General features: G+C 41.9%; 10 protein-coding genes. 1 reads left to right on the top strand and 9 read right to left on the bottom strand.

Annotated elements, in window-relative coordinates:
- The 5 genes from B879_RS01010 to B879_RS01030 all read right to left on the bottom strand — a co-directional run bounded on the left by B879_RS01010 (position 1) and on the right by B879_RS01030 (position 6239).
- Complete coding sequence (locus tag B879_RS01010; RefSeq protein ID WP_009183257.1) at positions 1-1476, bottom strand: acyl-CoA synthetase; 1476 nt, start codon at positions 1474-1476, stop codon at positions 1-3.
- Positions 1436-2692 carry a sialidase family protein gene (locus tag B879_RS01015; RefSeq protein ID WP_202949557.1) on the bottom strand — a complete coding sequence of 419 codons (1257 nt, stop codon included), beginning with the start codon at positions 2690-2692 and terminating at the stop codon, positions 1436-1438. The genes B879_RS01010 and B879_RS01015 overlap by 41 nt, the downstream gene beginning before the upstream one ends.
- A gap of 137 nt (positions 2693-2829) precedes the next feature.
- Positions 2830-4467: a Gfo/Idh/MocA family protein gene (locus tag B879_RS01020; RefSeq protein WP_009183259.1), complete on the bottom strand. Its 1638-nt coding sequence runs from the start codon at positions 4465-4467 to the stop codon at positions 2830-2832.
- 12 nt (positions 4468-4479) lie between these two features.
- Entirely contained in the window at positions 4480-4968 is a 489-nt protein-coding gene (locus tag B879_RS01025; RefSeq protein WP_009183260.1) for a DoxX family membrane protein, read from the bottom strand.
- A gap of 113 nt (positions 4969-5081) precedes the next feature.
- Entirely contained in the window at positions 5082-6239 is a 1158-nt protein-coding gene (locus B879_RS01030; protein WP_009183261.1) for an MFS transporter, read from the bottom strand.
- A 231-nt stretch (positions 6240-6470) separates the two neighbouring features.
- Between B879_RS01030 and B879_RS01035 the strand changes: the two genes are divergently transcribed.
- Positions 6471-7118, top strand: a complete 648-nt coding sequence (locus tag B879_RS01035; protein WP_083847914.1) for a Crp/Fnr family transcriptional regulator — start codon at positions 6471-6473, stop codon at positions 7116-7118.
- A 156-nt stretch (positions 7119-7274) separates the two neighbouring features.
- On the opposite strand, the gene B879_RS01040 is transcribed toward B879_RS01035, so the two are convergent.
- From B879_RS01040 to B879_RS01060, 4 genes are all read right to left on the bottom strand, one after another.
- On the bottom strand, positions 7275-7925 hold the full coding sequence (locus B879_RS01040; RefSeq protein WP_009183263.1) for a peroxiredoxin: 651 nt from the start codon (positions 7923-7925) through the stop codon (positions 7275-7277).
- A gap of 1096 nt (positions 7926-9021) precedes the next feature.
- Positions 9022-9993, bottom strand: a complete 972-nt coding sequence (locus B879_RS01050; protein ID WP_009183264.1) for a phytanoyl-CoA dioxygenase family protein — start codon at positions 9991-9993, stop codon at positions 9022-9024.
- A gap of 62 nt (positions 9994-10055) precedes the next feature.
- On the bottom strand, positions 10056-10991 hold the full coding sequence (locus B879_RS01055) for a DMT family transporter (protein WP_238542057.1): 936 nt from the start codon (positions 10989-10991) through the stop codon (positions 10056-10058).
- 35 nt (positions 10992-11026) lie between these two features.
- A complete protein-coding gene (locus B879_RS01060; protein WP_238542058.1) occupies positions 11027-12478 on the bottom strand; it encodes a sulfatase family protein in 1452 nt (483 codons plus the stop codon).
- Positions 12479-12557: the final 79 nt, after the last annotated feature.

Below are 12557 nucleotides of genomic sequence, written 5' to 3' on the forward strand. Positions count from 1 at the left end.
CTAGAATAATTTTTTCAGTTCGTTTTTGGTCACTTTGCCCATGGTATTTCTGGGTAAATCGTCCACAAACAGATATTTTCTGGGAGTTTTGTAGGCCGGCATTTTTCCTCTAATCCAATGATTAAGCGCTTCGATATCTATGGCTTCTTCAGTGACCAAAGCTGCTACTACTTTTTCTCCCCATTCTTCATCTGGGATGCCTACTACTCCGCAATCTTTGATAGAGGAATGTGTTCGGAGTACCTCCTCTATTTCCAGGGCTGAAATTTTGTAACCGCCTGACTTGATGATGTCAATAGAGTCTCGGCCTAAAATTTTAAAGTACCCATCTTCCATCACCGCAATGTCTCCTGTCTTGAACCAGCCATCCTTGGTAAAAGCCTTGGTGGTGGCTTCGGCTTTGCCCCAATATGCCTTGAAAACACCTGGTCCTTTGACCTGAATTTCCCCAGGTTGGTCCAAAGGAATTTCAGTGTCCTGCTCATCACATAACCTGACCTCAACTCCCTTCAGTGGCTGACCTATTTGTCCGGCCCTTCTTTTTCCATGGTAGGGATTGCTGATGGCCATACCGATTTCGGTCATGCCATACCTTTCCAATAAATAATGCCCTGAAATCTGATGCCATCTTTCCATGACGGAAATGGGCAAAGCTGCGGAACCTGATACCATCAAACGAAAGGTTTTTAACCGCTCAGTGATGGCAATTTGTTCCTCCTCGGATAGGGTATCATAATAAGCGATCAGTTTAAAGTAAATCGTAGGGACAGCCATGAATACGTTTACCCTTCCTTCCAGGAATATTTCAAAAACAGCTTTAGCATCAAATTGAGGTAGGAATTGTACAGTGGCCCCGGACCAAAGGGCACAGGAATTGACGTTGATAATCCCATGAACATGGTGGAGTGGGAGTAGGGAAAGGGTATAATCGGAAGAGTTCCACTCCCAGGCATCCACCAAAGTACTGATCTGGGCTTCAATATTCGCATGGGTGGTCAGTACACCTTTGGGCAAACTGGTGGTGCCACTGGTATACAAAATCATGGCGCCACGGTCCTTGCTGACATCCGGCAAATCCCTGATTGCATCGGTGTATAAATCCTGAATAGCGATAAATTTAATATTTGGGCTCTCTTGGTAAGGGGAAAGCATTTCTTCAAATTCCGGCGCAACTACCAGAATTCCTGCTTGGGTGTCTTCAATAACATATTGAAGAGATGGAAAAGGATAAGTCACACAAAGAGGCACGGCAATTCCTCCTGCTCTCCAAATACCCCATTGTATGGCTAAATAATCCAAAGAGGGTTTAACCATGAACGCCACCCGGGTTTGGTTTAAGTCTTTCTTTTTTCCCAATAAGTAAGAACCTATGCGATAGCTTTGATCCAAAAGCTCCCCATAGGAAAATGCACTTCCACGGTCTATGACGGCTTTGTTATTGGAATGTTTCTCGGCTTTTTGGATTAATTCTAACATACGTTTCATTCATTTTCAGCTGGGATAGTAGGACATCGGTAAATTCTATCCACTTCTCCCTCCATCTGATTTTTTTAAAAACGATTTCTTTGTAGTCATTCCTTTCATAAAGAATACCCAAGTGATCGTCATCCAATTTTACCAGGTCACTATACGCAGTCCAGGAGGGTTTGGAAGGGTCATCAGATTTATCGACCAAGATGGATTTCGTCCAGGTTTTCCCTTCATCCCAACTGATTTTTATGGTCAGGTTGTCTCTTTTTTGTGGATCAGAGGCGTTGGAATGGGCAAGGATTTTTTTACCTTCTGATTCCCCTATATCCAAAATTGATCCCTGGCAAACAGGATCTGGAAGTTGGGGCTCAAAGTAAAACTCCTCCCAGCTTTCTCCTCCATCATTTGAAAATGCTAAAATCCTCTGTCGGATGTCACCCCTTTGGTTTCGGATACTCATGATCATCCTGCCATTGGACAATTCAGCGGCGATGGCTTCGTTGGAGCCTGGGATGGGAATAGAAGGGGACAACTGAAATGTTTTGCCGTGATCATCTGTAAAAAATCCATGTGCTTGATAGTCTGTGAACTCATCTTGTGGAGGCCCTTGGGAATGGTTGGCGGCTACATATATTCTGCCTTTAAAGGGCCCCTCTTGAAATTGAAAAGCATGTCCTGGCGTATTAGCATAATGCCTCCAATCTTCTGGATTGTTGTAAATGGAGTTAAATTCAGGGTTATTGACTTTATGGACCTGATTGGTAATGTTGACAGGCACTTCCCAGCTTTCTCCCATATCGGTTGAACGTGTGTACCATACTTCTCTTACCCCTTCATTGAGCCGGATATTGTATTCGTGGTGATTTCCGGTATTAAAAAAAACATAAATTACTCCTTCTGGGTATTTTGGGTCAAACCTATCCACCACTGGTGCCGGATTTCCAGCCTGATAGACCCCATGATCTACCAAAATTTTCAAGGGGCTCCAGGTTTTTCCCTTATCCCCACTCTTTTTCATCACAAGGTTGATATCGCCATAATCATTGCTTCCATGCACTCTCCCCTCGGCAATCGCCAGCAATTCTGAGTTTGGTAAGGAAATGATGGCCGGAATTCTATAAATGGCATGTCCTTCTTTTTCTGCCTCAAACACGGTGTTTTCTTGCCCGAAAGCTTGAAAAATACAGAAGCCCCAAAGGAGGATAGGGATAATAGGTTTCATATAGGATGATTTGGCGGTATGGAAGTTAAGATGCATAATGTTGCCATACAACATGAACCATGATATTTTAATCGAAATGCGAAATTTGATTGTTATATCAAGGCCTTCAAAAAGCCTGTATGAAACCTTAAGTGTATTTATGCTTTCTGTATCGGAAGTCCATAGTCATTGTCCAAGAGGATAGCGTCCAAATCCTCACCAGGTAAAGCGATGATGATTTCTTTTTCCTCATCCCATTCTACTTTTCTTCCAATTTTGTAAGAAAGCCCGGCCATATGCGCGGCTATGGCCTCTTCAAAACCTTCTTGAACGCCACAACTTGGTTCTCCTCCGTTGCGGATACAGCTTAACCATTCCCTGATATGAAGGAAAGTGGAATCTACTCTTTTGCCATCTCTATAGGTCCAAAGCAAGCCTTTATCCGCAAAGTATTTGGCCGTAGCTGAGGTGACAGCATCTACGCCACTGGCACTGGGGTCGTATTGGAAAATAGGTACAGTAGGATCAATTCTTCCCTCTTGAATCAGGTCTTTGTATTTAGTGGACCTTGGGTCTGCATAAATGGTCAGTGTATTGCCCAATTCCATACTGGCATCATGGCCCATCAAGACGGTGCCTCTTTCAAACTGATTTCCCAAAGTGGCACTGTACACCAGAGTCATTCCTTTTTCTTTTCCTTCCCTTTGTGTTCCCCCTGTGGTAAATTCCGGGAATTCCATGTTGACATGCATGACATCAGGAACGTTTCGTCCATCTCTATGGGTATAGATGCCACCCGATGCAGTGACATATTTGGGGATACCCATTTTTAAGATGCAATTGATCCGGTCATAATCATGGGTCAATAAGTCTCCGGACAAACCTGATCCATATGCCCACCATTTTCTCCACCTGAAGAAATGCTCTGTATTGAAAGGGACCTGAGGGGCCGTCCCCAAAAAGGCATTCCAATCTATGGTCTCAGGAGATGCTTCCGAATGAATTTCATATTGCCAGGCTCCATTATCGTCATTCCTGTTGGTGGTGGTCATGATTAAGGACACATGACCGAGGGTATTTTTGGCCAAGGCATCCATGGCAGTCAGGAAGCTTTGGGTTTGCCGGTGCTGATGGCCTACAGCAAATACTGCTTTAGGATTCTTTCTACAGGCTTCCCTTAGCTCATATGTTTCCTGAACAGTATGGGTCATTGGTTTTTCCAAATAGACATGAATGCCGGCCTCTATGGCTGCTTTGGCCATGGGGGCATGCCAATGGTCAGGAGTGGCAATGATAACTGCATCCACCTCTCCGCTGTGGATCAGTTCCAGGTAATTGTCAAACCGCTTGCAGGTATTTCCATTGACATTAAAGGACCGGAGCGCTTTTTCTGCCCTGATATCAAAAATATCACAGATGGCGCTTAGCTTTACATTCAAACTTTCTTGGGATTTGAAATCCGCCAGCCTTTTATCATTAGGATTATTGGCTGCAGAACTTGCCATTTCTTCCAGCCATTCATTGGTTGCAAAACCCAAAGAACGCATCAATTGCTCTCCCCTGATACCAAACCCGATCAACCCTATCCTTAGCGGATCACCACTCATGGGGCCACTTTCAGGCGGTGGGGTAGCTTTGATGTTGAGTTTTTCCAAAAGAAAATCCCTTTCCAATTTGGCTTTTTTGTTTTGGTCAATTCCGGCAAACCACACCGCCCCCAATATGGGGATGCCTCCAAGACTCTTGAGCAAATCCCTTCTCGAAAATCCTTTAAATAGTTTTTTATCTTCCGCCATGGTCTTTAGGGTTTAGGTAGTGGATGGTTTGATTTCTTTTTTCGCAAATAGCCGCTCCAGCCCAAAAGAGGTGGAAGTGGGAAAGAGGAAGATGACCAATAAGGCAGCCGCTTCTATCAGGTTTTTATTCACAATCCAATAGCTTCCTTCAGTCAGTCCTTGGGGATAACCGGGAAATGGGGGATGGGCCAGGTAGTACATCATCAAAAGGCCTATTCCCAGTATACTGGCAAGTCTCGTTTTAAATCCCAGGATAAGCCCTGCTCCAATGAGTAAAAGGGCGGCGATATTCAGGGTGTCAACAATGGATATCATAGATTCGCTGGCTAGCCAACTGAAAAATGATTCCATATATGTGGCACTTAGCAAATACCCCTTGGCAGACCAAGAAGGGCTGTACAGCTTAATTACACCTTCGTATAAAAAATGCCAACCTACAAACAGGCGTAAAATCACAAGTGCAAAGGTCTGTACCTTAGATAGTTTTTCGTTCTGGTTCATCCGTTTATGATTTTATAAGGAGACGATATTACAGGCTTTTACCTTTAAAAACCATGACGAATGTCAGTCAAAAAGCTGATTATCAATTTTGTTGAAGCGAATTGATCACAGTATTATTTATTTTTTGTCTTTTTGGATAGCCAATGATAACCTACCAAAAGGAGAATAGCTTGAATGAAAAATGCCAAGCTTATGAGTTCTAAACTGTAATATCTGGATAAAAAACCTGAAATGGCAGGCAAAACTGCACCACCAATCATAGCTGCAGATACCTGAAAGCCAATGATTGCCCCAGCTTCCTTTGAATAAAACATGTTAGGCACTGAAGCAATCATTGAAGGAAATATTGGGGCACAGCTCAACCCAATAAGCAAAACCGAAGCAAAACTTGAGAGGTAATGAAAGTCCAGATAAAAGATGAAGGTTCCCAAAATCAAACCTGAGGCTGCCATATAGATAACCTTGTGGGTGCTGGTTTTTTTTAGGATAAAGCCAAACAAAATTCTTCCTATTGTTAGACTTCCCCAATAGGCGCTGACCCAAAACCCCCCATTGGCCTCACTGATATCCCTGGATTTGATCAATATGCTATAAAGCCATTGTCCTATACCAATTTCTGTACCTGTGTATATAAAAAAAACCATGATACTTATCCAGACTGATGTTTGTTTTAAGACCTCTTTGTAGGAGGCATTTGGCCCGCTATTTTCTGATTTGTCCTGATGCTGCCAAAGCTTGGAGGTACTAAAAAATAAAATACCTAATAGTACCTGAACAGAGCCCACTGTCCAATACCCTGCTTTCCAGGTTTCTCCCTGAATGATAAATGCAGTCAATATCAATGGCCCTGATGTAGCCCCAATTCCATAAAAAGCGTGTAACCAATTCACTACACTGGCACTAAAGTTAGCTGAGGCAAAGACATTGATAGATGTGTCAATGGCTCCACCACCTGCACCCAGGAAATAGGCTGCAATGATCAATAAAAACCAATGTTCGATCAAAGCAAAAGCAAACAAACTGCTTCCTGTCAAAAAGCAACTGAGCGTCAAAAGCATTCCTAAGGAAACTTTTTCCATGATCTTGCTATTACTCAAACTACTGCTCAGGTAACCGGCTACAAAACTGACCAAAAGCACCCCCAGTTGGTCCAGGGGAACCTGCAAACGCTCACTGATGAACGGCCAAGCTACCCCCAAAAGACCGTCAGGAAGTCCAAGACTGATGAATGCTAAAAAAGAGATGAAGATGAGAATTTTTTTATTGCTCATGGCCGGACTTTGGTATAGGGGTTAGTCCAAAAATAAATAGCGTGAAGCAATATTTTTTAATAAGGATGAATTTCTTTGGCGATTGTCAAGGCTCAGCAACTGCTTATAAATATTTTTTCATTGGATAAGGGTTTAATTTTTTCTTTTTAGGGAATCTCAATGGAGATTTAGGGGTTTAAAAGTATCTTTTGAAAAAATTGATGTCATTTGGATAAGCATTGAAGTAAAACTATGATGGGAGCTCATGGAGATTTGAAAAAATTAATCAAGGAAAATTTCCCCGATTTTGAAAATGAATTGGTTAATGAAATTAGTAAAGAGGGTGAGTTGGTGCTCTTTCCTGCTGATGATTTAATCATGGATATTGGTCAAAAAGTGGAACAAATTCCACTTATCGTCAAAGGGATAGTAAAGGTTTTTAGAGAGGACGAAGAAGACAATGAAATTTTCCTCTATTACCTGAACCCCGGAGAAGCCTGTGCAATTACCTTGATCTGTTCGGCAAGAGAAGGCTTTTCCAAAATCAAGGCCATCCCTATGGAAGATACCACGGCTGTTGTGCTGCCCATCAGTAAACTCGATGAGTGGATGCCCAAATATCAGTCCTGGTACTTTTTTGTCATGGATAGTTACCAAGATAGGTTTGAAGAATTGCTCAAAGTAGTGGACGCCATTGCTTTTCGTCAAATGGATGAGCGTTTGATTGAATACTTGGAAAAAACAGCTGTTGCCAGCCAGTCAAGGCTCATTAAAGAAACCCAAAGTCAAATTGCGCTTGAATTAAATTCCAGCCGTGAAGTAATAGGAAGATTACTGAAAAAAATGGAGCAGCAAGGCAGGGTCAAGGTGAGTAGAAACCAAATAGAGTTGCTAAAATGATTTTTTCATAAGTAAATTTTTTATGCTTACTTCAGTAAAATCAAATATCCATCATGCTTGCTTTTCTTGAGGTTTTCAAAAGAAATGGAGTCTAATCAAAAAAATAAGCCTGTCCAATTTGGTCAGGCTTATTTAATTTTAACATTCAACCTTTATTTAAATATCCTTTTTAGCAAGGTAAAAGTCTACCATTTCATACTCACTGGCTTCCCTCTCCTGCATTTCTGCCACCGTTTTTGGTGGAGGAACGATGACTTTTTCTCCTGGAGTCCAGTTCAGCGGCATGGCCACTTTATGTTTATCCGCAGTCTGTAGTGCAATTAAGGACCTTTTGATTTCGTCCATGTTTCTTCCCACGTTCAGTGGATAGTACATGATCAACCTGATCTTGCCGTTAGGATCAATGAAGAATACGGCTCTTACTGCTGCTGTCTCACTTTCTCCCGGCTGTAACATGCCGTATAACTTAGAAACCTTCATGTCGATATCTGCGACGATAGGGAATTCAAATAAAACGCCGGTATTTTTCTTCACATTATTGACCCAAGCAATGTGGGAGTGGATAGAATCGATGCTCAATCCGACCAACTTGGTATTGTGTTCGTCGAAGAACTTTTGATCCAGCGCAAAACCACTCATTTCTGTGGTACATACCGGGGTAAAGTCAGCAGGGTGGGAGAAGAAGATGGTCCAGCTTCCCTTGATGTGTTCTGAAAACTGCATAGGACCTGTGGTGGTCATGGCTTTGAAATCAGGTGCTTGATCACCGATTCTTGGCATAGTGATTATTTCTTGTTGCTCGCTCATTATGAATTGTTTTTTGGTTTTTGAATCATTTGATATTTCAAAGGTCGTCAAAACCTTAAACTTTGACTGAGACCTAAGTCACTATAGAAGGATAAAAATGATAGAAAAAATCTATGATGCATAGGTGAGAAATAAGATACAAGACATAAGACAAAGAATTAAGAATCAAGAGACAAGACACAAGAGGCAAGAATCAATTGAGATTTCGGAAGGTGGATTTCAGGAAGGAAAAAGAAATGATACTTATTGAAGCTTCATCCCTCTCTACCACAGGGGGACATTTGTGGCGGATTTTTTTAACCACATAGGAGAAAATAGCACACATAGCTTCCCTGTATCAACCGGTTGATTTTAAAAATAAAGGTTTGCTGCTGCCCTGCTATGTTTTCTATGTTTCTATCCCGCATGCGGGACAAGTTGTGGCAAATAAAAAAGGATTTTTGTGGAGGTTCAGGTTGTTTTTTGGACAACATAGTAACATAGCCAACATAGTTAGGCTGTCGTTGCCGTGGTTTTTGGTATTGGAACGGCCTGGCTCTGATGACCGTATTATGTGCCGGATTTTTTCAACCCCAAACATAGTATACATAGTTTTCCAAGAGCCAACTGTCTGGTTATAAAAAGGCTTGGTGTCGCCAATTTAACCCCAATGCATGGGACAAGTTGTTTTATAGGTCACTTTCCCAATTAGGGCTTGCTGAAAAAGTCTCAGGTATGCCAGCTTCAAAGCGGGCGAATGAAGATGTATGCTTATACTTCGAATGAGCCCAATGAAGAAGATGGTATGCCTGAGCCTAGCCTGAAAATTTCGAATTTTGAAATTTTCAAGTGCACGTAAATCAAACTGGATCATTTAATAAGTTTGCTCCTGCTTAAAAAGACAAGGCTTAATAAATGTGGTATTCATCAAAATTTAAAGAAATTATTCTCCAATTGGCGTTTTTTCAGCACGCCCCAATTAGGAGAAGGATCTCTTTTGCTTTAGGAGACCCTTCTTCCAAGCCATCGGGATCAGGGTGACGGTTACTCCTATCTGTCATTTGTAGGAAAAGAGGATTTACTTCTGATGTCTGGAATAATCAATACTTTAAAGTTACTACCACTTCTCCAGGCCAACCAATTTTTTGCCTAATTCCGATAAAACCGCTGTATCATATTTGTTTTGTTCCCAATTTCTGGGATCACCGGGGAAGGCATAACCTGTTGGGGCAATTCGGTGTTTCCAGGAATTGATTCGCCACTGTCTGAAGGCTTCATTATCTTCTTCTGCTGGCATCATGGAAATGTATTGGGCAATCCTGACTTTTTCGGAACGATTGGCCCTGATGCCATGAGGTAGGAGGCTGTTAAATATCAAAAGGTCTCCGGCTTCTAATTTCACTTTGACAATTTGATCTTCAAAAGCCGAGATATCAGGAATAAAACGATTCCTGTCAGCGGGTTGGGTCAGTTTCCAGGTATCGTATGTCCTGTAAAGTTCCGGGATACATTGAAAGCCCCCCATGTTTTCATCTGTTTGATCTGCAAGTGCCAGAACGCCTTGCACATTTTGAGGTTTTGTTTCTGGATCATAATCCCAATGGATAAAAGCTTTGTATTCATTTCCTGGCCGGATGGGGAAATTCAAATTAGCCCGGTCTATGGTCACCCACAACTTCTCTTTTCCCCAAATGTCTACAAAGGCATCGTATACTTTGGGCATTTGTCTATTGTTCCATAAATGTTGGTTATTGTACACTTCAACCATACCTGTCCCTACCAATTCTTTCATTTCCATATCATTGTATGGATTTTTATACCAGGTTGTGGGATCGTTTGGATTTTTGTCTTCAAACTCCCACAGGAAATCAGCAGTTAATTTCACTTGATCTTTGGGTACAGCATTTTTGATGACCACATAGCCATTATGGATCCAAAAATTCCAATCTTCTTCACTGAGTACCCTCAGTGGCTTTCCATTGGAACGGTTGTTTAACTTAAACTTACTGCTTGTGGCAGTACTTGGGTTACCGGGAATGTCTTTATGGTTTTTATTGGGGCTTTCCCTGTTTTCATAAGCTGCTTGCATGGTCATTTTAGGTTTTGGGATTTTGACCTAATATAGTTAATAATCAGATGCTTGAAAAGTGATCAGCGCAGTTTGACCATTTTCCGCAAAGCGGGAAGTTTGACCGGTCTTTTAGAGTAGGTTAGGATAGCGACCGTAATGATGATGAAAAAGGTTCCCAACCAATCCATCCCAGTAAAGCTAATACCCAGCCACGCCACCGCTACCAAAGCAGCAGATAAAGGTTCAACAGAACATAATAAACTTGCGGTTTGGGCACCGATAATATTTAGAGAGGCCAAAAAGATGGAAAATGGTACTACTGTACCCAAAATGATGATAAAGGCAAAGGCCAACCAGGATTCAATATCCCATTGCCCGGACCAATAATAAGGAGCGCTGTATAAAAGGTAAGAAATTCCACCTATAAACATTCCCCAGCCAGTTACGGTAGGTGAGGAGAACCTTCTCAGCAGCTGTACGGGCTGAATGGTATAAAAGGCGAGGGCGATGGCTGATAGAATTCCCCAAATCACAGCCATTTCTGAAATGACCAAACTGTCAAAGCTGCCATGGGTGACCAATAAAAAAGTTCCTAATAATGCCAGGCCTAGCGCAATATATTCTGATAGGCGAGGCCATCTTTTATTTTTGATGGCATAAAATGTGACCACAAACACAGGGCCGATGTACTGAAGCACAGTTGCCGTAGCTGCATTGGACAAACTGATGCTGTAAAAATAGGTATACTGTACGGCTACCATCCCTAAAATACTGAAGAGCAAAATTTCCAAAATATCCCTGCGTCTTTTCCAGATTTGAAAAGCGTCTGTGTTTTTTCTTGTCAAAGCAAAGAGCAGTAGAGCAGATCCAGCCACTACCATACGCCAACATACCAGCCATCCAGGATCCACATCTTTTACTTCAAATAGAAACTGGGCACAAGTACCTGATATGCCCCAAAGAATGGCCGCTGACATGGCCATCATAAACCCATAAATTAGCGGTCGTTCTTTCACGAGAATAGGTTAAGAATAGTATGGAGCAAATAAAGTTAATTTTCTTCAAAATAGCGCTTGATTGTGTATTCAGGCTGCCAACGATCTGGGCTGCGTTTTAATGTGTCGGGATTGTAGGCCATGGGTTTGATGACAGCAGCTTTTAGCTTTACAGTATCTTGGGCATCTATTTGCTCTTTAGCCAAAAGGGCAAGAAGTTGTTCTTTTTGATCTATAAAGGTTGGATTTTCAGCCAGGTTATTGATTTCCAATGGATCTTTTTCCAAATCAAATAACTGTGTATAATCTCGTTCCGGATAGCGGATAAGCTTCCAATCATCCTTTCGTATCGCCCTTACTGTATTGCGGTAGGCTGTAAAAAGGGCATCCCTCACCGATGTCTTTTCTCCTAAGATTACAGGTACTAGACTTCTGCCATCTAGTGCTTCTTTTAGGGGCAGACCAACCAATTCCGCCAAGGTAGGGTAGAGGTCATGGATATAAGCGAAAGCATCAAGCTCCTTGCTAGAAGGTATTCCTGGCCCTTTGATGATGAGAGGCACTTTAATGCTGTGCTCGTAAAGACTTTGTTTTCCCAATAACCCATGACTTCCAACAGCAAGTCCATTGTCTGCTGTATAAACGATGATGGTGTTTTCAAGCTGACCTGTCTCCTCCAATACTTTCAATATCCTTCCCACATGATGATCTACATGCGTGACCAAAGCATAATAATCAGATAAAATCATTTGGATTACTTCTGGCTTTCTTGGCCAGCCGGCAAGGTTTTCATCCCTTACGGTCAAATCATCAAATTGAAAAGGGTGAAATGGCTTATAGTTGCCTGGCAATGGGATGGTACCATCAGGATAATAATCAATGTAAGTAGCCTCCGGGGAATAAGGATCATGCGGAGCTGTAAATGCCACATAGCAGAAAAATGGATTTTCCGCTTCTTTCTGAGATCGGATAAAATCAATGGCGGAATCGGCAAAGATTTCTGTAGAATACCCTTTCTTCACAGGGTTGTTCAATTTGCCCTCACTATCATAATCCCGCAGTTCTATGGCATAATGATCCGCCATGCCCCCTAAATATACATTTTTGGCTTGCTGAAAGCTCGCCTCGAAAGCTTCCTTCTCGTTGTGCCATTTGCCAGTACCGAAAGTGGTATATCCTGCCTTCGCAAAATCCATCGTCATGGTCGGCACATTGTTTAACTGATCTCTAACTTTAAAGAAGTTTTTTCCACTGAAAAGCATGGCTCGGCTCGTCATGCAGATGGCCCCATGAAATCCACCCATGACGTAAGTGTTGGTAAATCGCGTTCCTTCCATAGCCAGCTGATCTATGGTAGGTGTTTGTATATAGGGGTTTCCTGCGATACCTAGGTTTTCCGCATTTTGGTCATCGGTGAAGATGAAAAGGATATTTGGTTTTCTATTTTCGGTCTTATTTGAACAAGCAGCCATCAACATAAAAATGATGTATGACATGAGCAGTCTCATGCTTGGTAAATTTTCTGAAACCATTTTCCGGTGGTTTTTTATTTTTTGTATAAATTGATTTATTAATAATTTTACAGAA

Origin of the sequence: Cecembia lonarensis LW9, from assembly GCF_000298295.1 — a bacterium.
GTDB classification, from domain to species: Bacteria; Bacteroidota; Bacteroidia; order Cytophagales; family Cyclobacteriaceae; genus Cecembia; species Cecembia lonarensis.

Coding starts and splice junctions, on each gene's coding strand:
- B879_RS01040 (WP_009183263.1), bottom strand. CDS start 7,925: ATGAGCGAGCAACAAGAAATAATCACTATGCCAAGAATCGGTGATCAA.
- B879_RS01025 (WP_009183260.1), bottom strand. CDS start 4,968: ATGAACCAGAACGAAAAACTATCTAAGGTACAGACCTTTGCACTTGTG.
- B879_RS01050 (WP_009183264.1), bottom strand. CDS start 9,993: ATGCAAGCAGCTTATGAAAACAGGGAAAGCCCCAATAAAAACCATAAA.
- B879_RS01035 (WP_083847914.1), top strand. CDS start 6,471: ATGATGGGAGCTCATGGAGATTTGAAAAAATTAATCAAGGAAAATTTC.
- B879_RS01015 (WP_202949557.1), bottom strand. CDS start 2,692: ATGAAACCTATTATCCCTATCCTCCTTTGGGGCTTCTGTATTTTTCAA.
- B879_RS01030 (WP_009183261.1), bottom strand. CDS start 6,239: ATGAGCAATAAAAAAATTCTCATCTTCATCTCTTTTTTAGCATTCATC.
- B879_RS01020 (WP_009183259.1), bottom strand. CDS start 4,467: ATGGCGGAAGATAAAAAACTATTTAAAGGATTTTCGAGAAGGGATTTG.
- B879_RS01010 (WP_009183257.1), bottom strand. CDS start 1,476: ATGTTAGAATTAATCCAAAAAGCCGAGAAACATTCCAATAACAAAGCC.
- B879_RS01060 (WP_238542058.1), bottom strand. CDS start 12,478: ATGAGACTGCTCATGTCATACATCATTTTTATGTTGATGGCTGCTTGT.